Raw genomic sequence first — 25941 nt, forward strand, 5'->3', positions numbered from 1 at the left:
TAGGAAAAATTTATTTACATTACGAATTTAATTGTACCAACATTTTCAAATCAGCAATTAATTGTTTCGACATTCGTTCTCTATTGACTACCGAGAGGCAAATCTTTTAGATTTGTCTCTTTTTTGTTTTGGAGGTACCAATGCTTTAGGGCAATTAGGATAAAAAATTTAAAGCCGACTCCACAAATGCTGAACCCGGAATCAGGCAGGATAAAATAAGGATCTGTTTATCGGCAGTCAAATAGGTATGTCAAAATCCATTTATTTAAAAACAAAATGGAGAACAATAATGTCCTCCATTTCAAATCCGATATAATAGTCATTAGTGCTTTAAAAATCATAATCTTTTGTAAAATCAGCCCCATTCCCGGATAAGGTTTTATTAGTCTCATTCACTACCACCTCACCGTTCACTTCTGCTTTGAAACTGAACTTTAAATCTGAGTTGAAATTGATCACCTGGATTCCGGAGGTGGCCATCTTAAATGGCGTTACCGATTCTATCACATACGTTGTTGTTCCGCCGGTAAAATCATTGTCGCCAAGAGAAACTCCGGCTTCATTGTTTTTTGTTACCCCGTTTACCTTCCAGAATGTTTTCTGATTGGTGTCATAGCTCGCACCTACAATGACGAAAGAAATATAGTCCGCATCATCGATGGCAGAATTGACGCTGATGGTGAACTTGTAGTTTTTGTTCCCATCCGCCGGTGTTGCCTGGTCATCATCACTGCTGCATGAACTGATGGAAATGCATCCAAAGATCAGCAGTAAAATGATGGTGAAGTTTTTAATACTTAGGTAATTTTTCATGTGAATTTATTTTAGTGTTGTTGTAATTTCCCTGATCGAATTTCTTCTTTTACTAAAAAACAATTTCAGTTACTCTGAAAATTTGTAGTGAAGCTGCTGAATTCTTGCTTACTCTTCTCCTTGTAACAGGAAAAAAGATGCTGTACGAATGGTTTCTGTAAGCAGCAAAATTTTCAAGCAAGCTATTCACAGGCTAACATCCAACAAAATTATCCTGAAAATAATTGCCGGTCAATCCACAAAAAACAGTGTTTTTTTCTACTGGGAAATGGGTAGATTGTGGTATGGCTTACAATATTCCTCAGCTGAAATTACCTGGTTACAGAATGCTTGAAATAAATAAAATTTAAAGTAATTATTTCACAAACTATTCTCTCAACTCCATTTCCCATTTAAGATTAAATTATATATCTTTGGGTAAGCAATACAAATGATACACTAAAGGACCATGAACAGATATTCCTTTCCTGATAACCTCATCCCTGCCAACGACGGATCAAGGCTGTCTAAATTAAAGCAATATGATGTTGTTGATACGCTTTCGGAGCCGGAATTCGATACGATTTCCAGCATGGCTGCGGAAATTTTTCAGGCTCCCGGTGCTTTTGTGAATTTTGTGGATGCGGAAAAGGTTTTTTTCAAGTCTAATCTGAGTACATTTCCTACCAATCAGGTGCATAGAAACGACAGCCTGTGTTCACTTACCATTCTCGAAGATGATATTACGGTATTTTATGATACGCATGCGTTCAATGAACTCAGTCAAAATCCTTATGTTCATACAGAGGGCGGCATCCGCTTCTATGCCGGGGCTCCTATAAAAACACCGGAAGGACATAATATAGGTACGGTCTGTGTAATCGACGATCAGCCCAGGAATGCCATCACTGAAATTCAGGCCTCCCTGCTCAAGAAGCTGGCTTCCCTGGCTCTGGAAAAGCTTGAATCCAGGCGGATGAAAAGACAGATGTCTCAGATTGTTGATGACCACCTGCACCAGGTCACCCATGACCTGCTGAATCCTCTTACATCGATCATGATCTCTGCCCAGCTAATCCAGAAAAAAGCAGGTGATAATGAGATGCTTCAAAAAGTTGGTAACAGCATTCTGGAAAGGGCCGATTTTATACAGAAAAGCATCAGCAACCTCCTGAGTGATGCTTCCCTGAATGAAGGAGAAGAGCAGCTGGCCAAAGAATCAGTTAAAATTAAGGACCTGACAGACCATCTCTACCGCGACTTTAAAATGATCCTGGAACACAAGCAGCAGGTTCTACATATAAATGGAGTGACAGATGCGCTACTGCATATCGACCGCAAACGGATCCATAATGTTCTGGCTAATCTTGTGAGCAACGCATCCAAGTATTCACCTTTGGGATCTGTTATTCATCTCCGTTATTCGGAATTGGAAAAAACAGCGCTTTTCGAAATCTGTGATGAAGGAGCAGGGATTGCCCCGGAAGAATTTGACAAGCTGTTCAGGAAATTCTCCCGCCTGTCTTCCAGGCCTACCGGAAACGAACGCTCCCACGGATTCGGTCTGTACACCGTAAAAGTACTTACAGAAATGCATGGCGGAAAAGTATGGGCGGAAAGTGAAGGTGTAGGAAAGGGAACTGTCTTTTTTGTAGAGTTGCCCAAATACTGATTATCAGCAATTTTACAATATCATTTATTCCAGGTATTCTTTTGGAACCGGAATATTATTCTGTTTCATATAGTCAATCAGATCATTGTATTTATCCTCATAATCGCCTACTCCGCACTGATCTGAAATGCTGCAGATATCAGACGGCCTGATCTCAAGTATTTTTGAGATTTTTGTCAGGATCTCCAGGTTGATCTTTACCTTTCCATTTTCTATATCTGAGTAGGCCTTCTGGGAAATCCCCATTTCAAAAGCCATGTATTCCTGCGTAAAATCCTTACTCCGGCGTACTTTCCTGATATTTTGACTGCATATTTTCATCGCAACTGTTTTAGTAGTTTTCAGTATAGTTTAGAAGAATACCTACTAGACTCCGACAAAGTTATTAAATACCTTTGGCAAAACATTATACACCTACATGATATTTAAATTTCTTTCTCATTTACGGGTTTACAATTGAATCGGAAAGGAATATGATCTCAGTCAACACATTTGCAATTATGGATACGCAAAAATTTAATTATGACAATGCTATTGTCAGGGCATTCCTGTATGCCACTATTGTATTCGGTCTCATAGGCTTCTTACTGGGACTTACAGCTGCTTTAATGCTGTTTTACCCTGAATTACCTGAGTTTTTATTCGGAACCGATGATGTTACCATCCAAAGCCTGAGGAGCGGCAACATCCAGGGACTGATCAATACACAGGGCGCTATGGGATTCGGAAGGATCAGGATGCTGCATACCAGTGCCGTTATCTTCGCTTTTGTGTGCAACTCATTCTTCTGCGGAGCCTATTACAGCCTCCAGAGATTGCTGAAAACCAGAATGTACAGCGATACATTGTCCTGGCTGCATTTCTGGTCATGGCAGATCATGATCATCTCCGTGGTGATTACTTTCCTGATGGGAATCAACACCTCAAAAGAATATGCCGAACATGAGTGGCCGATTGATATTTTAATTGCATTCTCATGGATCATTTTCGGGATCAATATGTTCGGGACCATTGCCAAAAGAAGGGTACGACATCTTTATGTAGCCATCTGGTTCTTTATTGCCACATGGATTGCGGTAGCTATGCTGCATATCTTCAATAACCTGGAGGTTCCGCTTTCTTTTACCAGCTGGAAATCCTATTCGGCTTACGCCGGAGTAAAAGATGCGCTGGTACAGTGGTGGTATGGCCATAATGCGGTGGCTTTCGTACTGACAACCCCTGTTTTAGGCCTGATGTATTACTTCCTTCCTAAAGCAGCGAACCGTCCGGTGTTTTCCTATAAACTCTCCATCATCCACTTCTGGTCCCTTATTTTTGTGTACCTGTGGGCCGGTCCGCACCATCTTCAGTATACTGCGCTTCCGGGATGGGCACAGGCACTGGGAACAGGATTCTCTATTATGCTGATCGCTCCGTCATGGGGAGGAATGCTGAACGGCCTCCTAACTTTAAGAGGAGCATGGGACAAAGTGAGGGAAAATCCAATCCTTAAATTTTTTGTAGTGGCAGTAACCTGCTATGGAATGGCCACCTTCGAAGGGCCGCTCCTCGCAACAAAATCACTGAATAAAATCGGGCATTATACCGACTGGGTGATCGGTCACGTACACGTAGGTGCCCTCGGCTGGAACGGTTTTATGGCCTTCGGGATTGTATATTATCTTGTACCGATCCTGTGGAGAACACCTCTCTGGTCCAAAAAACTGGCTAACTGGCATTTCTGGCTGGGAACCTTAGGAATTATTTTCTACGCCGTACCAATGTACATTTCAGGATTCACCCAGGGATTGATGTGGAAACAGTTCAATCCGGACGGAACCTTAGTCTGGAAAAACTGGCTGGATACAGTAACAGCAATCATTCCTTATTTCAAGATGAGGTTTGCAGGCGGAATTTTCTATCTGACAGGTGCCGTACTGATGACCGTTAATGTATTCAAAACCGTAAGCGCCGGATCATTCCAGAAAAACGTCCCTGCTGAAGCACCAGCATTAGCCAGGGTGGGAAGTGGAAGAAAAGAGGGCGAAGGCACACATCTCTGGCTTGAAAGAACGCCTACCCTGCTTTCCGTTCTGGCATTTGCCGTCATTGCCATCGGAGGTCTGGTGGAAATTGTACCCACACTGACCGTGAAAAGCAATCTCCCTACTATTTCAGCAGTAAAACCTTATTCACCGCTGGAGCTGGAAGGAAGAGACCTGTATGTCCGAGAAGGATGTAATTCATGCCACTCACAGATGATCCGGCCATTCCGGGATGAAGTGCTGCGCTTCAACGGTAAAAACGGGCAGTATTCCAAAGCGGGAGAATTTATCTACGACAGGCCGTTCCTCTGGGGATCCAAAAGAACCGGGCCCGACCTTCAGAGAGAAGGCGGCAGAAATCCTGACTCATGGCACTTCAAGCATATGTACAACCCAAGGATTACCTCAGCAGGGTCTATTATGCCACGTTTCCCCTGGTTGATCAGCAATGAGCTGGACCGCTCACAGATGACTGATAAGATGAAGCTCATGAAAAATGCTTTCGATGTGCCTTATACCAAGGCCCAGATCGATTCATCCAATCAGTGGGCAGACCATCAGGCTCAGGCTATCGTCAAGAGAATTTATGCCGAAGCGAATGATGTGAAAACGCAGATGGAAAAAGAAAAGATCACCAGAGGAACCGCATTTGTACCTCTTGAAAAAAGGGAAATTACCGCAATGATCGCTTACCTGCAACGATTGGGTACCGATATCAAAACCACAGACATCAAAACTGCAAGCATCGAGTAATTAATAAAACCTGAATGACAATGAAACCAAGAACACCCATTTCTGTATATATTGCCGTAACGATCGTACTCAGCATCATGGTCTTCGGTATGTTCAGTCCGGACGGAAGCTATCTGACCTCTGCATTTTTCTGGGGCCTGCTGCTGATCGCCACTATTCTGCTGCTCATCATGAATTCGATAGGTGACCTGATTGAGAACGAAAATTTCAGCAGGCTTTCCGAAGAAGAAAAGCAGGCTTATCTTGAGCAGAAGAAAATCCCTTATTACCAGAAGTTGTTGAACTCAGCATTCAAAAAGCAATCCCAGTCTGAAGAAAAGGATATTCTCATCGATCATGGATTCGACGGGATTACGGAGCTTGACAATTCGCTTCCAAAGTGGTGGACAGGCTTATTCTGGTTCGGTTGTGTATTCTGTGTAGTCTACATGGCAGCATATATCTTTACAGATTATGCCCATCAGGAAAAGGAATATGATCAGGAAGCCAAAACCATGCTTGCTTCCATTGCAGAATTTGAAAAAACAGCTCCGCCGGTGAATCTGGAAACCGCTAAATACAGCGCTGATAACATTGCAGAAGGTGAACAGCTTTTTAAAACCAATTGTGCAACCTGCCACGGAGAAGGAGGAATCGGAGGGATCGGTCCTAATCTTACAGATACCCACTGGATTAATGTTAAGCAAAAAAGCCTGTTTAAAAATGTCATCTGGATGCTGGAAAACGGCTCCCCTAATAATCCCGCGATGAGGCCTTTTGTTAAAGAGGGAACCATTACCGGCCGGGATGGTGAAAAAATTGCCGCTTACGTTTACCACATCAACCAGGAAAAATCCCCGGTTACTCAAGCTCAGGGTGGCGCTGCCCCTCAGGGTGAAACGGTAGAATGGGAAAACGGCAACGAATAATATTTAAAACTAATAACCAACCGTATAAATCATGCCATGCCCCCTTTTGCTATAACTAACATTTGAATTTTCATTTTTGCTAACCTTTTCACTTGACATGCCTGAAAGGGGGCTATTATTAACTTAAACCCAGTGCCTTGATTGTCTTCATCAACTATTCACTTGACAGCAACTCAACTAAAAATTCCATAACGGACCGTCAAGGCAGGGTTTTTGTATTCCAAACGGGTGCCACAACAGATAATTTTCTTCATCAGGATGATTATCTTTGTTAAAACCCAATCACTTTGAAACTGAAAATTAACAAGAGAAAAATTCTTAAGGGTATTGCGATATTCTTTATCTCATTATTGGTGATCATTACCCTGCTGGTTTTGAGCCTCCGGCTTCCTGCTGTCCAGAACTACGTGAAAGATAAGCTTGTGGTTTATCTTGAAAAGAAAATCAAAACCAAAGTAAGCCTGAAAAGGGTCTACATAGGCTTTCCCAACAGCCTGATCATGGAAGACCTCTATCTTAAAGGCCAGGAAATCGACACCCTGCTGGCTGTAAAAAAGCTCGACGTAGGGCTCCACATGCTTAAACTGATCGATTCCAAAGCAGATATTACTTCAGTGGATATGGAAGGCGTCCGCGCCAATGTGGTGAGGAAACCGGACGGAAAGTTCAATTTCGATTATATCATCAATGCATTTGCTACCAGCGATAAACAGGAAAGCTCTTCCAAACCTTTTATTATTTCCCTGGATAAAATCAGGCTGAAAGATATCGGCATTACTTTTAATGACCAGCAATCCAGGAATGACATCCAAGTATATTTCAATTCTTTCGACACCCAGGTGAGGACTTTTGACCTGAGTAAAAATAATTATGCTGTTAATGATATCAATTTAGACGGATTAAAGCTTAAGCTGAAACAGGACCTGATAGAAGAGGTTTCCAAAAAAGTGGAGAAAAAAGTAGATTCCCTGGAGCAGAAAAGCCCGATGAAAATTGGCTTAAGAGGAATCAAACTGACTAATTTCAATATTGATTACGGCGATGACAATACCAAGACTTTTGCCAAGGTTATTTTTAAGGAATTAAGTACACGCATCAACAGCCTTGACCTGGAAAATAATGCTTACAACATAGGCAACCTGTTTTTATCCGGTGCTGACATCAATGCCAATCTTTATCTCCCGGCTCAGGATGCCAATCCGAAGGATACCAAGAAACAGGATAAAAATTCAGCTCCCGCACAGAAAGCCATGCAGCTCCTTCTAGGAAAACTGGTGCTGAATGATGTAAAAGTAGCTTACCATAATACGGCAATAGCTCCTACAAGGCAGGGAATGGACTTTAACCACCTTAATTTCTCCAGAATGAACGTGGAAGTCCGCAATTTCAAAATGCAGGACAATACTTTTGCCGGATCGGTAAACTCGGCGGAAATACAGGAAGCAAGAGGACTTAACATCCAGAAATTCAATACCGATTTTGTTTATGGCGAAAAGCAGGCGTACCTGAAGGACCTTTATCTCCAGACGCCTAAAACGCTGTTAAGGGATGAGGTAGTCCTGAACTACAACTCTATCCAGCAGCTCAGCTCCAATCCGGGAGCAGTGCAGGTCAATGCCAACATCAGGGATTCAAAAATCGGTTTTTCGGATATCCTGAACCTGGTTCCTACGCTCAGGAATACCGCTCCTTTTAACAAATATCCTAATGCTGTTCTTAATGTTAACGTCAATGCCAAAGGCAGTGTGAATGACCTGGCCATTCAGGACCTGAAACTTTCAGGGCTGGATCAGCTGAGGGTGGCAGCTTCAGGAAGGATCAGGAATGCCATGAATCCTGAAAACCTGTATTATGACCTTAAAATCGGTGAACTCTCAACCACCGGCAGGACCGTTTTTAACCTGGTGCCTAAAGGAACGATTCCTTCCAATATCTCTCTTCCGTCCCATTTCAGTATTAAAGGAAATGCAAAAGGAACGACCAAGATGGTGAACACGAACCTGAACTTATATTCTACCCTCGGTAATGCTTCCGTTACGGCTGATGTTGACATGAGAAGGAAAAACAGGGAATTATATAACGTAAAGGCTAATTTACAGGGCCTTCAGATCGGAAAAATCATTCAGAATAAAGATATCGGAGCCATCAGTGCTCAGATTTATGCGAAAGGCGAAAGCTTTGACTTTAAAAATGCAAGGGCTGATCTTAAGGGCCATGTGGCTTCTGCCGTTTATAAAGGATACCGTTACCAGAATATGGATCTGACCGGAAAAATCAACCGGGGGAATTATAACATCATCCTTAATTCCAAGGATCCGAATGCCAATATGCAGTTAACAGCCAGCGGATTGTATAATGATAAAAACCAGACGGTAAAAGTAAACGGGAACATCAACAAACTGGATATCAATAAGCTGGGTTTTTATGCTCAACCGATGATCCTGGCCGGGAAAATAGACGGTGACTTTACAGATCTTAATCCTGACCGTCTTAACGGGGTTTTAAATCTGAAAGATTTTGCATTTTCAGACACCAAAGAAGTATATCCTATTCAGGAGGTCAATCTTAGAGCGAAATCTACCACGGATTCCACCCAAATCCTGTTCAACTCGCAGGTTGCAGACGTGGAACTCACCGGAAAGTATAAGCTGACACAGATTTTCGGAGCATTAAGCCAGACGATCAATCAGTATTATCAGTTCCAGAAGCCCGGTAAAACCCAGAAGATCGATGGCGGACAGTTTTTTACGTTCAATGCTAAAATCAAAAATGATGACTTGATCCGCAAGTTTGTCCCGGACCTGAAAAACTTTGAAACCATTGTACTGACCGGAAATTACAATGCAGATTCACAAAAAATTGAAGTGGATGGGAAGATTCCGCAGTTGCTGTATGGGGAGAATGCTATTACAGATGCATCATTAAGAGTAACCAATGAAAACCAGGCATTGCAGTATATGATGAATGTCGGCAGTCTGAAAAGCTCAAGCTTTGCCCTGAATAAGGTGAACATCAATGGCGATGTAGCCAATAATACCATCAATTACAATATCACCACTAAGGATGCTAAAGATGTTACCCAGTTCCTGATTGCAGGTAATGCCAGATCGTTGAATGATGTCACTGAGATCTCCCTTAACCCTGATGGTCTGAAATTGAATTATACGGACTGGACCGTAGCAGAAAATAATAGGATACAGATCAGCAATAAAGGGATACTGGCAGATAATTTCAGGCTTTCCAATGCGGGAAGCGAAATCCTTCTGCAGTCTGAAAACAGCTCACCGGGAAGCCCGCTGAATGTTTCCTTAAAAGATTTTAAAATCGAAACGATCACAGAACTCATTAAGAAAGATACACTTTTAGCACGTGGAAATATTAATGGTACTGCCCAGCTAAGGAACCTTACGAAGGATATGACATTCACTTCAGACCTTAATATTTCAGACCTGATCGTGTATGAAAATCCTGTCGGGAACCTTGCCGTAAAGGTCAACAGCACTTCGGCCAAACTGCTGAATGCCGATATTGCCCTTAGTGGCAATAACAATGATGTAAGGATTACGGGAGATTATAATACCGCTGCAAGCTCTTTTGACCTGAATATGGCTATTAACCAGCTTCAGATGCGAAGTGTCCAGGGCTTCTCCATGAACGCGATTACGAATACGGAAGGATACCTGTCAGGAAACCTTAAAATCACGGGCAGCACAAGCCAGCCGAAGATTTTAGGTACCGTAAAGATGAACAATGTCGGCCTTGAAATTGCCAAAACCGGCAGTGATTTCAGAAACATCAGCGACGAAATCAATTTTACAAACCGGGGCATTGAACTGAATGATTTTAAAATCAATGATAAAGATGGTAACTCACTGGTTATCGATGGACAGGTACTTACCCAGACTTACAGGGATTTTGCCTTCAATCTGGATGTAAATGCCAAAGACTTTAAAGTGGTGAATTCAGAAAAATCCAATGATGCGATGATGTACGGAATCCTGGCGATTGATGCCGGCCTCCATGTACGGGGAAATCTGGACCTGCCAAAAGTAGATGGAAGGCTTGCCGTTGCAGACAATACGGATTTCACCTTTGTTCTTCCGCAGTCTACTCCTTCTCTACAGGAAAGAGACGGTATTGTGGAATTCATTGACCAGGATCAGGTAGTCCTTAACAAAACCATTAAAGCGGATTCTATTGATACCCAAAGCAGGATCAAAGGAATGGATGTCAATGTAAATATTGAAGTCAGCAAAGAAGCCAAGGTATCGCTTATTATCGATAAGGCCAATGGTGACTTCGTGAAGCTCCAGGGAGAGGCTGAACTGACCGGAGGGGTTGATCCTTCAGGTAAAACTACCCTGGTCGGTGTCTATGAAGTGGAAAAAGGAAGCTATGAGCTTTCGGTAAGTTTACTAAAACGTAAATTCGACATCCAGAAAGGAAGTACCATTACCTGGACGGGGGAACCTACGGCAGCTAATCTTGATATTACCGCAGTCTATAAAACCGAGACCGCACCGCTTGATCTAGTCGAGCAGCAGATCAGCGGACTGGCTCCGGGAGAAATCAATCAGTACAAGCAGAGGATTCCTTTCAACACACTTCTTCAGATGAAAGGCGAACTTCTGAAACCTGTGATTACATTTGACATTACTACCGATGATAAAAACAATGCTGTCGCTTCCTCTGTGGTGGAAACCGTAGAAGCAAAACTGGCTCAGCTGAGAACGGAAGAATCCGAAATGAACAAACAGGTATTTGCTTTATTACTCCTGAACCGTTTCATCGGAGAAAACCCGTTTGAGAACAGTGCCGGCCTCAGTACAGAAGCTATGGCAAGGCAGAGTGTGAGCAAAATCCTTTCTCAGCAGCTGAATAATTTAGCTTCCGGACTCATCAAAGGTGTAGACCTGAACTTTGACCTGGAGTCTTCTGAAGATTATACCACCGGCCAAAAGAATACCCGTACCGACCTAAATGTAGGCATCAGCAAAAGGTTGCTGAATGACCGCCTTAAAGTTTCGGTAGGAAGTAATTTCGGAGTGGAAGGCGAAGCACGACAGAATGAAAGCACCACCAATATCGCCGGAGACGTAACAGTGGATTACAGCCTCTCAAGAGATGGCAGGTATATGCTGAGAGCCTACCGTAAAAATGAATACCAGGTAGCGCTCCAGGGTCAGATCATAGAAACGGGTGTAGGATTTGTGATCACCCTGGATTATGACCAGTTCAAGGATATTTTTAAAAAGTCCAGGAACAGAAAGGAAAAAGTAAAAGAGAATAAAAACAACCAAGCCGTAGAATTTAAATAAATGAAAAACAGATTCAATAGATATCTTACCTATGCTTTAGCCTCAGGAATTACTTCTGCTGCAGTCTCCTGCAGCAACACCAAGTACCTCAAAGAGGGACAGATGCTGTATACAGGAGCTGAAGTTAAAATAGAAAACGATACGCTTCCGAAAAAAGAAAAGAATGCCCTGAAATCTGAGCTGGAAAGCAACCTGACGCCCAAGCCCAATTCATCTTTCCTGGGATTGCGTCCGAGACTGTTTTTTTATAATATTACCAAAGAACCGAAAAAGGAAAAAGGCTTGCGGTACTGGCTGAAATACAAGGTTGGTGAAAAACCGGTTCTCCTCAGCGATGTAGACCGCGAATTCAACCGGGACATCATTGAAAACTATTCAGAAAACCAGGGATACTTTAATGCTGCGGCTACTTATGATACAGTCTCCAAGAACAGGAAGGCAGAGGTAATTTACACGCTGAGACCGGGAGCAAGGTACCTGATCAGCAATGTCAAATTCCAGCAGGATTCTACAGTGATCAACCAGGAAATCCAAAAGCTGACGGGCAGGACGTTGTTGAAAACCGGCAATCCGTTTGACCTGGATGTCATCAAATCTGAGCGCCAGAGAATAGACGATGGCTTAAAAGAAAGAGGGTTTTATTATTTCCATCCGGATAATATTATTGTTCAGGCAGACAGTACCGTGAGCAAAAACCATAAAGTGGAACTGAATGTGAAGCTCAAGGATAACACCCCGGATCTGGCTACACAACAGTTCAGCATTGATAAGGTAATCGTATTCCCTAACTACAATATCCTCGATGTAAAAAACGGGAAATATTCTATTCCGGTGGATAAAGATTCTCTTTCCAAATATGCCTATGAAGATATTTACGTGATTGATCCGCAGCATAAGTTCAAACCGAAAATTTTTGACCGGGCTTTATATTTCAAAACCGGGGACTTATACAACCGGACAGATCACAATCTTACGCTTAACAGGCTGATCAGTCTGGGGGTATTCAAATTTGTGAAAAATGAATTTGTGGTTTCAGATTCACTCCGGCATCGTTTCGATGCTTACTACCTTCTGACGCCACGCGAACTCCAGTCGCTGCGCCTGGAAGCTCTCGGAAGAACGAATTCGGCCAACTATGCAGGAAGCGAACTGAACCTCAACTGGACGCACCGTAATTTTTTCCGTGGGGCGGAACAGTTTAAAGCAGCTGTTTACGGAGCTTTTGACGTACAGGTGGGCGGACCGAAAGATGCGAACAATATTTTCCGTGCCGGTGCGAATGCACAGCTTTCAATTCCTAGGATCGTGGCACCGTTCCGATTCAATTCTTCCAGTGCCTTCGTGCCGAGAACCAATATTACGTTAGGATATGAATTCCAGAACCGGACACAATTGTATACCCTGAATACATTCAATGCATCTTTTGGCTATGTCTGGAAGGAAAATGCGCGAAAGGAACATGACCTGAAGATCATTGATGTCACCTATGTTTCTCCGGCCAATATTACCCCAAAATTCCAGGAGCAGGCCAGCCAGAATCCCTATCTGCAAAGGGTAGTTGATAAGCAGCTGATCTTCGGGCCTACTTATAGCTATACGTATACCAATACGATGCTGCCGAAAACCAATACCATTTATTATAAAGGAATGGTAGATTTAGCAGGAAACCTTACCGGACTATTGAGCGGAGCCAATGCCAAGGAGGGGAAGCAGAAAACAATTTTTGATGTTCCTTTCAGCCAGTATGCGAAAATGGAACATGATTTCAGGTTTTACCATAAGTTTGCAGAGAAAACGTCTTTCGCATCGAGGATTATAGCAGGTATTGCCTATCCTTACGGGAACTCTGTGCAGATTCCGTATTCAAGGCAGTTTTTTGTGGGAGGAAGCAACAGTATCCGGGCATTCCGTGCTAGAACACTCGGGCCGGGAAGTTATGATCCGAGGACACAGAAGGATACATTTTTCTTTGATCAGTCGGGTGATATTAAACTGGAAATGAATGCGGAATACAGGGCTAACCTTTACAAGTTTTTAAATGTAGCGGTCTTTGCCGATGCCGGAAACATCTGGCTGGTTAATGCTGACGAACAAAGACCGGGAGGCCAGTTTTCCAAAGAATTCCTGAGCGAAGTGGCTGTAGGTGCCGGGGTAGGTCTCCGACTGGACTTCTCTATTTTAGTCCTGAGGCTTGATCTTGCCATGCCGTTAAGGGTGCCTTATTATGAAAAAGGTGATCGCTGGACTTTCAACAGGATCGACTTCGGAAATTCTGACTGGAGAAAAGATAACTTAATTTTAAACATTGCTATCGGATATCCGTTCTAATATGAAAAACAACCTTACATTTTTCTGGGATGTATTAAAAGAGACCTTTAAGGAATGGAATAAGTCCTCGGCATCCAAAGATTCGGCAAGCCTTGCTTACTACGCCATTTTTTCTATTCCGGGCCTTCTGATCATCATCATCTGGATTGCCGGAAACTTTTTTGGTGAAGAAGCGATACGCGGCGAAATCAGCAGCCAGATCAGCGGGATTATGGGCGCCGATGTAGCCACGAGCATTCAGGATATGATTGCCGGGGCGCTGATTGACAAAGAAAATATTTTTATGAAAATTGTAGGAATCGGCTCGTTGGTATTCGGTTCCACTACCCTATTCTTCCAGCTGCAGCATTCCCTGAATACCCTTTGGGATGTAGAATCTGCGCCTAAAAAAGCGTTCGTGAAATTCCTTATCGACCGTGCAAACTCATTAGGAATGATCCTGGTTTTAGGGTTCCTCCTGATGACTACCATGATCTTATCTTCACTGATCAGCCTTTTGAATAACTGGATTACCAGCTATTTCGGATACGAAACATATATGTTGGTAGAGGTGATTAATTTCGCGGTTGGCCTTGCGGTGGTCATGTTGCTGTTTGCGCTCATGTTCAAAGTGCTTCCTGATGTCAGGATCCGCTGGAGATCGGTATGGAAAGGGGCATTTCTGACTGCAGTCCTGTTTACCTTGGGAAAATTCCTGCTGAGCCTGTATTTCGGGCAGTTTAAACCGACTTCAGCATTTGGTGCCGCCGGTACGATCATCCTGATTATGATGTGGATCAATTATTCCTGTATGCTGATCTTTTTTGGGGCAGAGTTTACCAAGATCTATACCCTGAAAAAAGGCTATCCGATCATTCCGTCCAAACATGCGAAGTGGAGTGAAGCGAAGCTGTATGAAGAAAGCATGAAAGATAAGACCGCTCAAGAATAAAAGCAAAGCCTCCTGAATTCCAGGAAGCTTTGATAATTTACATTCTGTTTACGGTTTCAATTCCCAGCAGTCGAAGTGCTTTTTTGATCACCTTAGCGGTAAGGTCAGATAGGCTTAACCTGAAGTTTTTCAGCTGCTCATCTTCAAGCTTCAGGATGATATTGCTCTGGTAGAATGAATTGTATGCTTTCACCAGTTCATATACATAATTAGCGATCTGAGCCGGGCTTAATGATTCGGCAGCTTTTTCCACGACAGGCTTGTAGTTAGCCAGAAGCATGATCAGTTCTTTTTCAGACTCATTCAATTCAACATGAGTATAATCCTTTACTTCTGCATAACCCGCATCTGCTTTGGCCAGCAGGGACTGAATACGTGCATACGTATACTGGATGAAAGGACCTGTATTTCCGTTAAATTCAATACTTTCTTCAGGATTGAAAAGCATTTTTTTCTTAGGGTCTACTTTCAGCATAAAATATTTTAATGCTCCTATACCTACTGTTTCATAAGAAGCTTCACGAGCTTCTTCCGAAAGGCCTTCCAGCTTTCCTAATTCAATAGCTTTTGCCTTGGCAGTTTCATACATTTCCTGCATCAAATCATCGGCATCCACTACAGTACCTTCACGGGATTTCATTTTACCGTTCGGGAGCTCCACCATTCCATAAGAAAGGTGATACAGATGATCTGCCCATTCATATCCCAGCTTTTTCAAGATTTTAAATAAAACCTGGAAATGGTAATCCTGCTCGTTTCCTACGGTATAGATCAGTTTCTGGATATTGTTCTGCTTGAAACGCTCTACAGCGGTACCAAGATCCTGCGTCATATAAACTGAGGTTCCGTCTGAACGCAGCAGGAGTTTCTGGTCCAGTCCTTCGTCGGTCAGGTCACACCATACCGAACCGTCTTCTTTCCGGTACAGCACGCCTTTATCAAGTCCCTGCTGAATAAGGTCTTTTCCAAGAATATAGGTATTGCTTTCGTACTGAACCTGGTCAAATTCAACACCGAGTCTTTTGTAGGTTTCATTGAATCCTGCATAGACCCATGCATTCATTTCTTTCCATAGGTTCCTTACGTTTTCGTCTCCGTTTTCCCAATCCAGCAACATGGCCTGAGCTTCTTTAATAAGCGGTGCTTCCTTTTTTGCCTGCTCTTCCGTCATTCCATCCTGCATCAATCCGGAAATCTGCTGCTTATATTGCTTGTCGAACTCTACATAATAGTTCCCGACAAATTTATCCCCTTTCGTATGGGTAGCTTCAGGAGTAGATCCGTTTCCGAATTTTTCCCAGGCCAGCATCGATTTACAGATATGGATCCCCCGGTCATTAATGATCTGGGTCCTGATCACATCATATCCGGCTTCCCTAAGGATCTGAGATACGGAGAAGCCTAAAAGATTATTCCGGATATGCCCTAAGTGAAGCGGTTTATTGGTATTCGGAGATGAATATTCGATCATTACCGTCGCATTTTTCGGCTCTACAGCATCGATACCTTCCGATACTGACTTTAGATTACCAAGGAAGAACTGGTTCCTGATCTTGATATTTAAAAATCCTTTAACCACATTAAAGTTTTCCAAAAGATCAGTCTGAGTAGTCAGGGCCTCCCCAAGTTCCACCGCAATACTTTCCGGATTTTTTTTCAGCTGCTTTACCAGCGGAAAGGTCACAATTGTAAAATCGCCTTCAAATTCGGTCTTATTTTCCTGAACTTCCAGGTTGATGTCCTTCAACTGATACATATTGAGGATCACCTCTGAAAGCTTTTCGCCTACGATATTTTTGATGTTCATTATTGATATGCATTTTTATTCAGGCAGATCCTCCTGAATAGGTATAAAATCAGGTACAAATATACGGAAATAAAAAAACCGCCCGGAGGCGGTATTTAATATAAATGTTAAAAGAGTGTTACTAAAGTTTGTCCCAAAAGATCTTAGTTGTGAGCAGGTCTCCACCTATTGCTGAAGCAGCTGCATTAACATTTGCCCCGTTAGTCTGATATTCACTTGCAGGATAGGTCATACGTACGGGAACACTGGATATTGTTGCAGCACTTGCCGGTTGAAGAGCCGGGTAATCTAGCCTTCGCCAGAAATTCCATGAGGTAAGAGGTTGATTATACATGGCTACCCATGCCTGCTGACCAACAGACTGCTTCCAGTTTGAAGCATTATAAGGATGAGTTACAATATATGCCGCCGCATCTGCAGTTGCGCCCCAGTCTGTAAAAGATGAAGTAATGGCATTAGCGTAATTTACAGCTGCACTTCCTCCTATGCCCCATCGTGCACTTGCTTCTGTAAGATAAAATGCAACTTCAGTATAATTCATAATGATTCCTGGGGTAGTAGCTGTATATGCGAAATTACCCGGTGCAGAAAAGTTGGCAAAAGATGCAGGTTGGCCGATTGCCTGACCAATATAGTTCCCTGTATTACCAACAGGTTTAAAATACCGTGATATTCTAGCATCATTATTCGCATTCATATAATCCACTAATGTTTTTCCTCCTACAAAATCATTTCTATTACTCGCTTTTACGTTTTCATAAATTGGATTCCAGTTGGGTGAGCCTGATAAATATTGAATTTTACAATCATTTGCGGAGGAAGTCATTACTCCATTACTGATAGCAGTAGCGGAAGTTTGCTGTGCTAATGACGGATTAGAATCCGCAAGTGCAATTCCTAACTTTAGAAGAAGAGAATTACCGAATGTTTTCCATCCTGATAAACTTCCTGAATAAAATTTGTCCGCAGAAGAGAAATCATCTGAAGCAGAGTTCAATCCTCCGTTCAGATCAATATTTGCTATATCCTGTTGTAACCTTGTTATCAAATTAGCATAAACCCCTGCTCCGTCATCATAGGCCGGCGCAACATTGTTTCCAAGCTGATTAGCCTGCGAATATGGGATATTGCCGAAAGTATCTACTAAAATCTGATAAGTATACACCTGCATAATGTCGATTATCGCTAATTGATTCTGTTTAATTTTAGGCCAGGTATTTACTTCAGAAGGCACTGGTTGATAAGCATTTATCAATTCCTTGGCTTTTACTAAACTGTTTAAAACATTAACGTAATTATCTACATATATCTGATTCGATACGTTTCTGTTAGTAAAATTATAATTACTTTCTTCAACATAGGTTGTTTCCTGCCAATATTGCATGGTCAATCGAAAATTATTTTCATTAACACTGCATGTATTTACATAATCACTTAATTCTTTTTGAGCATTGGTTACTAATGTGGAAGGAATAGTTGTATAGGCCGAGTGTGGATCCAGATTGATATCATCCGATGCACAACTGGTAAATAATGTCAACGTCCCTAACAATATCGGTATTATGATTTTTTTCATTTCTTACTGTTTAAAAATTAACTTTTACATTAAATGAGAAGTTCCTTGTTGTAGGCATAACCCCTGACTGATATCCTTGTAAATTTCCCGACGATAATCCTGCTTCAGGATCAGCATACGGCAAGTTTTTATGGATAATCCAAAGATTACTTCCTATCAGACTAAATGACATTCCCTGAATAAATTTAGAACCCAAAGCTTCTTTTGATAAGTTATAGGTAATAGAAGCTTCTCTCAGCTTAATATAACTTGCATCATAGACAAATGCAGCTGCCGGAGGGTCTGTATTTAATACCTGGCTGGACCATGATTTATCTAACCGAACATTATTGGTTATATATTGTCCGGGATTGTTAGGATCCGGGATAACTCCCTGCTGAATAATCCCGCCACCGTTTGCCAAAGTATTTCTGATTGGATTACCTAAATCATTCAAGCCCACTGAATCAGCATATATACCCGTTCCGTAGCCATAAGATTGATCTAAAGAAAACACTTTCCCTCCTTTCTTCATATCAATTAAGAAACTCAGAGAGAGATTTTTATACGTCACTGTATTTCTTAATCCTCCGAACCACTGAGCCTGATAACTGCCCAGATTGTTATTCGTTGTTGTTGTTTTCATGTAAGCACCCGTATTCGGATCAATTACTTTTTGTCCATCCGGAGCATAAATAAAATCAGAGCCATAAATTGTTCCGTACAATCCGCCTAAAGGAGCATTCAATGTAACACCTCCTTGAGAAGTATTGGTTTGTAAGGCTAAATTATCTACTCCATTTTTAAGTGCTGTAATAGTAGTCTTAGGATTTGACCAGTTGGCTACTAAATTCCAAGAAAAACTTTGAGATTTAATAGGAGTCAATCGTAATGACAGTTCAAATGCCTCAGTTCTCAAGTTACCAATATTCTGTTTCTGTAATGTAGTACCGGAAGCATAAGACACAAGTACATTTGAAATCAGATTTTCTGAATCATTTTTATACCATGTAGCATCAAAACCAATCCTGTTTTTTAAAAATGAAGTTTCGATACCAAATTCCATACTTTTCAATTTCTCAGCTACCAGATCTGGATTTTTTAAAACTCCGTTAAATTGATACACAGGTTGCGACCCAAACGGAGAGCCCGCCAAATAAGTATCTATTAGCTGATTAGCATCCGTATCATTTCCTACAACAGCGTAATTGGCACGAGCTTTGGCAAAACTTAACCATGGCGCCTTGATTAAATTTGAGAATACAACACTACCGGAAACGGACGGGTACCAATACACATTATTGCCCTTTGACAAAGCTGTACTTTGATCCCTTCTTATTGTTCCTTCCAGGTAATAGGTATTTTTATACCCTAGGCTAGCCTGGGCAAATAGTCCGATAATCTGTTTACTTACATCAGTAGTTTGATTAAGCGGTCTTTCTTTAGAGTTTGATATGTCAAAATAATTGGGAACACTTAGCCCACCTACTGTAGAATGAATATCCGAGTATGCAGTATTATAACGGATATTGGTACCAAGTACACCATTCAAGTTTAAATCCTCAGTAAGATCCTTTTTGTACGTTCCAATAAAATCATAATTCCTTTCAGACAATCTGTAATTACCGATCTGATAGCCTGAAGGCTGAGGTGTATTTGGATTAAGACCAAAGATATTAGGAACAGAACCATTAGCCTTTCTTTCCTCGGTAGTCATACTATAGCTATCATTACTTAACCGGAGTAAGAAATTCAATTCTTTTGAAACATCATAGCTTAAAGAAACGTTCCCACTGAATCTATCTCTGCTATCATTTTGATAATTTTGATAGCGCTGGAAATAAATATTATCCCAGTATTGCGGTGCAAGATCTGTAGGACTGGTGATATTCCATGTATAATTCTGGTGGGAGATATTATAAAACTCTTCTTGTTGCTTAACATCTACATTTGTAGGCCACCATTGTCTGAAACCGGTGAGTATATTACCATTATATCCGGTATCATTCCGACCCTTGGTTTTCTGAGTAATATAGTTGGCATACAAGGATGCTGTTAGCTTTTCTGTTATTTTATAAGATGCATTACCCCCAAAATTATTTTTCACCAATGAGCTATTCGGCATTATATCCGTGGCATCCTGATTCGTGTAATTAATTCTATAAGTAGCTGTATTATCTCCTCCACTCAGGGATACACTATTCGTAAAGTTGGAACCGTTTTTGAAAAATGAAATAGGCCCGTTCTTAGCCATGGTCCAAGGAGTTGCTTTACCAAAGTTCGGAGAACCTGGTATAAATGCATCATATTGATACACCAATAAGTTTGGATCATATTTTGGTCCGTAAGAAGCATCGCTTCCAAAGCCTGCTGCCAGGTCACCATTATAACTTCCCCACTCATCTTCTCCTACATATCCCTGACCATATTCTGTCTGATATTTTGGAAATGTTGTCCTGTCAATAGAAGAAATCGTAACTGAACTTGAATATTCAACCCCTATTCCTTTTTGGTTCTTTTTGCCTTTTTTAGTAGTAATGATAATCGCACCATTGGCAGCACGGGAACCATACAAAGCAGCTGCCGCAGCCCCTTTGAGCACATTTATGGTCTCTATATCATTTGGATTAATGTCAGATGCCGCGTTACCATAATCGATTCCGTAACGACCGGTAGCCTGACTTGATGTATTGATATTATTATTAATGATAGGAACACCATCAACAACAAACAAAGGCTGATTGCTTCCTGAAAAAGATTTAAACCCTCTCAGCACGACATTAATAGAACCTCCGAAATTCGTACTTTGCTTAACATCCAGACCAGCAACCTGTCCGGATAAATTGTTTAGAAAATTTGGTGTCGGATTTTTGTTGACATCCTCTCCTTTTACTTCTTGGGTAGCATACCCCAATGATTTCTTTTCTCTTTTAATACCCAATGCGGTAACTACAACCCCTTCGATCTCCTGAGTTCTCACTGTATCAGATCTCTTTTCCTGAGCATTGGATACAGCTAGGGATGAAGATAGTACTAGAGTAAGTATACCTACAGTTATTTTCTTCATATCAGATTAAATTTTGTTAACACAAATTTGTAAAACTTTTCTTAATAAATCACAACAAAAAGCTATTCCTTTCATAGTATTTCAAATATTCATAAATTTGTACTCGGAAATCAGGAACAAAATTATGGAATTGTTAAAAAAATGGACGGATTGTTATATTGAAGCGGGTTGCGATGAGGTGGGAAGAGGTTGTCTGAGTGGTCCTGTGGTTGCAGCGGCCGTCATTATAGATGATACCTTCGAACAAAATCTCATTAATGATTCTAAAAAATTAAATTTTAAAACCCGGCAGGAGCTTGATATGTATATCAAGGAAAATGTGAAATGCTATGCCATTGCAGAATTACCTCCCGAATTCATAGATCAGCATAATATATTGAATGCCAGTATACATGCAATGCATAATGCTTTAGATAAGCTGACTATTAAACCTGAATTTATTCTGGTTGACGGAAACCGTTTCCATCCTTATAATTATATTCCCCATCTGTGCATTGTACAGGGAGACTCAAAGATGCTGTCTATTGCCGCCGCTTCTATCCTGGCTAAAAATTACAGGGATAAATTAATGATCAATCTGCATGAAGAGCATCCCGAGTACGGATGGGATACAAATTTCGGATATGCAACCAAAAAACATCAGGAAGCCCTGATCAAGCATGGTCCCACGAAGTACCACAGACAATCTTTCCGATTGAAGTACGATTAATGATCAGGCAGAGGTAAGCTATACGATTTCAAATATTGCCTGTTGAAATTTAGACTGATTCTAAATAAAAAAGAGAAGTAATAATTTACTTCTCTTTTTTTATTTTATAGTGTTTTTATCTCTTCTTTCCTCTTTGCTGTTCAGCAGTTTTCTGTTGCTCCTGAGCCTTTTCCATCATCTCTCTCATCCTTCGCTGGAACTTACCTTCAGTCTTAGGCTTCTCTTTGTTGGCCTGAATTTGTGCATGAATTTTCTTTTCATCAAGAATCCAGTATTTGATCACCAGGATAATCAGGATGTTAATCGCGTTGGATACGAAATAATACCATGAAAGACCTGATGCCGATGTATTCAGGAAAAACAGGAATGTTACCGGGAAAATATACATCAGCACTTTCATATTCGGCATACCCTCCTGCTGAGGCTGCTGTATATTACCGGAGGTCATGATTGTGTAAATCAGAATCACGATGGTACAGGCAATAGCAAAAATGCTCAGGTGATCTCCCAGGAACGGAACTTTAAACGGCAACTTAATCAGGTCATCATAAGCCGTAAGATCTTTGGCGAACCAGAATCCTTTCCCTCTCAGGTCGATAAAATTCGGGAAGAATCGGAAGAGTGCGTAGAAGATCGGGATCTGTACCAGCGCCGGAAGACATCCCGCCATCTGGTTCACTCCTGCCTTACGGTACACTTCCATAGTAGCCTGTTGCTTCTTCATCGGGTCTGCATCCTTCAGTTTAGCATTTACCTCATCAATTTCCGGACGGATCACACGCATCATGGCACTTAGTTTATGCTGCTTGTACATGATGGGTGAAAGGATCAGCTTCACTAAAATAGTCAGAACAAAGATCGCCCATCCCGCAGTTAAGCCCCATGATGAGATAAAATTATAGATCGGGATAAAGAATCCTCTGTTCATCCATCCGATGAAGGACCATCCTAACGGTAAGATCTCATCAAAGTTTTTATCGTATGATTTCAGTAAAGGCAAATCCAGCGGCATGAAATACCAGGTAAAATCCTGGTTCAGCTCACTGCCGGTCATCTGAACAAAACCTTCATAATTCAGTTTTTTCAGATATTCGCCTTCTTCAATGTTTTCCTGATTCCCTTTGCTTTGAGTAAATCCGTTTTTAGCTTCAATCACAGAAGCAAAGAACTGTTGCTTCACTCCGATCCAGTTCAGTGTTTCTTTTTCTTCATCCATCGTAGTCCTTCCGTCATAATCATAATCCTTATAATTGTTGAAGGCATACGAGAATTCTGAATGCGACTGTTCCTGGGCCCGTCCTTTTTCAAGGTTCCTTACGCTGTAATCCCAGATAAAATCTGCTTTATTGTCTGAAGTGACTTTAGCCAGCCCCTGGGTCCTTACTTTAAAATCAAGCGTATACTTTTCAAGCAGGGTATAAACAAACTGGATCACTGCACCATTGTAGTTGGCAGTCATCGTTACGGCATTTCCATTTACAGAAGGAGTAAAAACCAGGTCTTTGGTATTGATTACCTTTCCTGTCTTATCCTTGAACTGAAAGCCGTAATTGGAGTTATTCTTTGTGATCAGATACAGCGGAAGGTCTGCATTATCTGTTTTATGATCATAGGCTTTGTACTTGGCCAGTTCTACTTTAGACACCTGCCCGCCCAGACTTGAAAATTCAATTTTCAGTTCATTATTACCAAGGCTGGCAGTCTGGATCGCACCCGGCGTTACATTAGGGTTGATGTTACTGGCCTGAGTAGGTTTTACAGCATTTTTTACCTGCTCGGTTTTCTGTTGCTGAGCCTTTGCCTGTTCTTCCTTAGACTGTTTATTCTGAAAATAAAACATAAATCCGAAGAGTACGACACATAACACCGCAAAACTGATCATTTGACTTTTATCAAGTCCGTTGTTCTGTTGCATTTTATTTTAATTAAAATTTTTAAATGTATTCCTTTTATTTAACCACTCATCCACGACACTTAAAGATGTAAAGCTTTTCAGGTTCAATGCGTTCGTTTCTTTTGCGGTTGTAATCTTTCAATTTAAAATGTACATCAAAAGATATACGATTTAGAGTCGACAAAAATACAGTTTTTTTATCAAAACTCTATGCTATAATGCATTACTATATAATAAACTCAGGCTGACAATAATCAGTCTGAGTTTATGGTATGACGTATTGCAGTCTGCAATTACTTTACTTCTTTTCCGCAGGCCTTGATGAAGGCTCTGAACAGAGGATGCGGTGTGGCCACCGTACTCTTGTATTCCGGATGGTATTGTACTCCGATGTAGAAAGGATGCTCTGACATTTCCAGCGCTTCCACCAGTCCGGTTTCAGGATTGGTTCCCGTTGCATGGAATCCGTTCATCTCAAACTCACCGATATAATCACTGTTGAATTCGTATCTGTGACGGTGTCTTTCCGTAATATTCTTGCTTCCGTACACATCATGCAATGCAGAACCGTTTTTCAAAGCACATTTCCACGCCCCCAGACGCATGGTCCCACCTTTATCGACTACATTTTTCTGTTCTTCCATTAATGAAATCACAGGATGCTCGGTAGACGTATCGAACTCCATAGAGTTAGCCTTGGAATATCCCAACACATTTCTGGCGAACTCAATCGTCATAATCTGCATCCCCAGACAGATTCCCAACATAGGAACTTTATGTTCACGGGCGTACTGTGCGGTAAGCACTTTTCCTTCAATACCGCGGTCTCCGAATCCGGGTGCAATCAGGATCCCGTTAACCCCGGCTAATGTATTTTTAATATTTTCTTCGGTAATATCCCCACTGTATACCCATCGGATCTTTACTTCGGTTTCCAGATCAGCTCCGGCATGCTTGAATGCTTCAGCAATGGAAATATAAGAATCCTGAAGGGAAACATATTTTCCTACAAGGGCAATTTCAATTGATTTTTTAGGATTCTGGAATTTTTTAAGGAAGCTTTTCCAGTCTTTAAGATCGGCCTCTTTATCGCTTTTCAGGTCCAGCTCTTTTAAAACCACATCATCAAAGTTCTGCTTCTGCAGGTACATCGGCACTTCATAAATGGTTTCAAGATCCTTGCATTCTATTACATTATCGAGTGAAACATTACAGAACTGTGCCAGTTTGGCTCTCTGGTCTTTCGGGATCTTATGTTCTGTTCTGCATACCAGGACATCGGCCATAATTCCGCTTTCCATCAGCTGGCGTACAGAGTGCTGTGAAGGTTTTGTCTTCAGCTCACCGCTTGATGCCAGGTAAGGCAACAGGGTAAGGTGGATCACCATGGAGTTCTTTTCTCCCAGTTCCCACTTCAGCTGGCGTACCGTTTCAATATATGGCAGAGATTCAATATCGCCTACCGTACCACCGATTTCGGTAATGATGATATCGTAGTTTTGTTTGGAAAGGATTTTAATCCTGCGCTTAATTTCGTTGGTGATATGAGGAATTACCTGTACCGTTTTTCCCAGGAAGTCTCCTTTTCTTTCCTTTTCAATAACAGTCTGGTAAATTTTCCCTGTGGTAACGTTGTTGTTTTGAGAAGTAGGAGCGTCCAGGTAACGCTCATAATGACCTAAATCCAGATCCGTTTCCGCACCATCTTCGGTTACATAGCATTCTCCGTGTTCATAAGGATTGAGGGTTCCCGGGTCGATATTGATATAAGGATCAAGCTTTTGAATCGTTACGTTGAAACCGCGTGATTTTAGCAGAAGCCCCAGAGAAGCAGAGACGATTCCTTTCCCCAAAGATGAAGTTACACCTCCTGTCACAAAGATGTACTTTGTATTCTTTTTACTCATTAGATTAGGTTTGTGCAAAGTTATGGGAAAAAGAAATACAAAGCAATTTTTTAGATTTATCAATTTAAGAAATAGCAGACTATTTCTGGGATTTAACGATTTTTTTTATCTATATTTGATCTTACCGAAACGCAAAAAACCCAGCAGGAATAATGATTTCTGTATGTACCACAAGCCAAAATCACAACAAGTGTCCAGCCTTGTACCGGTACTTGAGTACAGAAAATAAATTCATGGCCCGTCTATTTACAGTCTGCCCTATTCCATCTGCTG

At 41.5% G+C, this 25941-nt stretch carries 14 protein-coding genes; 7 read left to right on the plus strand and 7 right to left on the minus strand.

What is annotated here, in order from left to right:
* Positions 1-330: 330 nt before the first annotated feature.
* Positions 331-813 (minus strand): hypothetical protein, encoded by a 483-nt coding sequence (locus CGB83_RS09265; protein ID WP_100075544.1) that lies wholly within the window; start codon positions 811-813, stop codon positions 331-333.
* A gap of 448 nt (positions 814-1261) precedes the next feature.
* On the opposite strand from CGB83_RS09265, the gene CGB83_RS09270 reads away from it, so the two are divergent.
* Positions 1262-2464: a GAF domain-containing sensor histidine kinase gene (locus CGB83_RS09270; protein ID WP_100075545.1), complete on the plus strand. Its 1203-nt coding sequence runs from the start codon at positions 1262-1264 to the stop codon at positions 2462-2464.
* Between the two features lie 24 nt (positions 2465-2488).
* Here the strand turns inward: CGB83_RS09270 and CGB83_RS09275 are convergent, their stop codons facing one another.
* Positions 2489-2785, minus strand: coding sequence for a helix-turn-helix domain-containing protein (locus CGB83_RS09275; protein WP_100075546.1), 297 nt, complete (start codon positions 2783-2785; stop codon positions 2489-2491).
* A 179-nt stretch (positions 2786-2964) separates the two neighbouring features.
* Between CGB83_RS09275 and ccoN the strand changes: the two genes are divergently transcribed.
* The 5 genes from ccoN (at position 2965) to CGB83_RS09300 (ending at position 14729) form a co-directional block, all read left to right on the plus strand.
* Positions 2965-5244 carry a cytochrome-c oxidase, cbb3-type subunit I gene (ccoN, locus tag CGB83_RS09280; RefSeq protein WP_100075547.1) on the plus strand — a complete coding sequence of 760 codons (2280 nt, stop codon included), beginning with the start codon at positions 2965-2967 and terminating at the stop codon, positions 5242-5244.
* Positions 5245-5264: 20 nt separating this feature from the next.
* A complete protein-coding gene (locus CGB83_RS09285; RefSeq protein ID WP_100075548.1) occupies positions 5265-6152 on the plus strand; it encodes a cbb3-type cytochrome c oxidase N-terminal domain-containing protein in 888 nt (295 codons plus the stop codon).
* 287 nt (positions 6153-6439) lie between these two features.
* On the plus strand, positions 6440-11470 hold the full coding sequence (locus CGB83_RS09290) for a translocation/assembly module TamB domain-containing protein (RefSeq protein WP_100075549.1): 5031 nt from the start codon (positions 6440-6442) through the stop codon (positions 11468-11470).
* On the plus strand, positions 11471-13798 hold the full coding sequence (gene tamL / locus CGB83_RS09295) for a translocation and assembly module lipoprotein TamL (protein ID WP_100075550.1): 2328 nt from the start codon (positions 11471-11473) through the stop codon (positions 13796-13798).
* A 1-nt stretch (position 13799) separates the two neighbouring features.
* Positions 13800-14729, plus strand: coding sequence for a YihY/virulence factor BrkB family protein (locus CGB83_RS09300; RefSeq protein ID WP_100075551.1), 930 nt, complete (start codon positions 13800-13802; stop codon positions 14727-14729).
* Between the two features lie 37 nt (positions 14730-14766).
* Here the strand turns inward: CGB83_RS09300 and argS are convergent, their stop codons facing one another.
* From argS to CGB83_RS09315, 3 genes are all read right to left on the minus strand, one after another.
* A complete protein-coding gene (gene argS / locus CGB83_RS09305) occupies positions 14767-16536 on the minus strand; it encodes an arginine--tRNA ligase (protein ID WP_100075552.1) in 1770 nt (589 codons plus the stop codon).
* Between the two features lie 121 nt (positions 16537-16657).
* Entirely contained in the window at positions 16658-18112 is a 1455-nt protein-coding gene (locus tag CGB83_RS09310) for a SusD/RagB family nutrient-binding outer membrane lipoprotein (protein ID WP_100075553.1), read from the minus strand.
* A 10-nt stretch (positions 18113-18122) separates the two neighbouring features.
* Positions 18123-21158, minus strand: coding sequence for a SusC/RagA family TonB-linked outer membrane protein (locus CGB83_RS09315; protein WP_100075554.1), 3036 nt, complete (start codon positions 21156-21158; stop codon positions 18123-18125).
* A 124-nt stretch (positions 21159-21282) separates the two neighbouring features.
* On the opposite strand from CGB83_RS09315, the gene CGB83_RS09320 reads away from it, so the two are divergent.
* Positions 21283-21867 (plus strand): ribonuclease HII, encoded by a 585-nt coding sequence (locus CGB83_RS09320; RefSeq protein WP_100075555.1) that lies wholly within the window; start codon positions 21283-21285, stop codon positions 21865-21867.
* A gap of 115 nt (positions 21868-21982) precedes the next feature.
* On the opposite strand, the gene yidC is transcribed toward CGB83_RS09320, so the two are convergent.
* Both yidC and CGB83_RS09330 read right to left on the minus strand, forming a co-directional pair.
* Positions 21983-23782 (minus strand): membrane protein insertase YidC, encoded by a 1800-nt coding sequence (gene yidC, locus CGB83_RS09325; RefSeq protein ID WP_100075556.1) that lies wholly within the window; start codon positions 23780-23782, stop codon positions 21983-21985.
* 272 nt (positions 23783-24054) lie between these two features.
* Positions 24055-25668 carry a CTP synthase gene (locus tag CGB83_RS09330; protein ID WP_100075557.1) on the minus strand — a complete coding sequence of 538 codons (1614 nt, stop codon included), beginning with the start codon at positions 25666-25668 and terminating at the stop codon, positions 24055-24057.
* Positions 25669-25941 lie beyond the last annotated feature (273 nt).

Source organism: Chryseobacterium camelliae (genome assembly GCF_002770595.1).
Lineage (GTDB): Bacteria > Bacteroidota > Bacteroidia > Flavobacteriales > Weeksellaceae > Chryseobacterium > Chryseobacterium camelliae.

Excerpts from the sequence above, each read along its gene's own strand:
- CGB83_RS09330 (WP_100075557.1), bottom strand. The coding sequence starts at position 25,668 with ATGAGTAAAAAGAATACAAAGTACATCTTTGTGACAGGAGGTGTAACT.
- CGB83_RS09285 (WP_100075548.1), top strand. The coding sequence starts at position 5,265 with ATGAAACCAAGAACACCCATTTCTGTATATATTGCCGTAACGATCGTA.
- CGB83_RS09310 (WP_100075553.1), bottom strand. The coding sequence starts at position 18,112 with ATGAAAAAAATCATAATACCGATATTGTTAGGGACGTTGACATTATTT.
- CGB83_RS09300 (WP_100075551.1), top strand. The coding sequence starts at position 13,800 with ATGAAAAACAACCTTACATTTTTCTGGGATGTATTAAAAGAGACCTTT.
- CGB83_RS09270 (WP_100075545.1), top strand. The coding sequence starts at position 1,262 with ATGAACAGATATTCCTTTCCTGATAACCTCATCCCTGCCAACGACGGA.
- CGB83_RS09320 (WP_100075555.1), top strand. The coding sequence starts at position 21,283 with ATGGAATTGTTAAAAAAATGGACGGATTGTTATATTGAAGCGGGTTGC.
- ccoN (WP_100075547.1), top strand. The coding sequence starts at position 2,965 with ATGGATACGCAAAAATTTAATTATGACAATGCTATTGTCAGGGCATTC.
- CGB83_RS09275 (WP_100075546.1), bottom strand. The coding sequence starts at position 2,785 with ATGAAAATATGCAGTCAAAATATCAGGAAAGTACGCCGGAGTAAGGAT.
- tamL (WP_100075550.1), top strand. The coding sequence starts at position 11,471 with ATGAAAAACAGATTCAATAGATATCTTACCTATGCTTTAGCCTCAGGA.
- yidC (WP_100075556.1), bottom strand. The coding sequence starts at position 23,782 with ATGCAACAGAACAACGGACTTGATAAAAGTCAAATGATCAGTTTTGCG.
- CGB83_RS09265 (WP_100075544.1), bottom strand. The coding sequence starts at position 813 with ATGAAAAATTACCTAAGTATTAAAAACTTCACCATCATTTTACTGCTG.
- argS (WP_100075552.1), bottom strand. The coding sequence starts at position 16,536 with ATGAACATCAAAAATATCGTAGGCGAAAAGCTTTCAGAGGTGATCCTC.
- CGB83_RS09315 (WP_100075554.1), bottom strand. The coding sequence starts at position 21,158 with ATGAAGAAAATAACTGTAGGTATACTTACTCTAGTACTATCTTCATCC.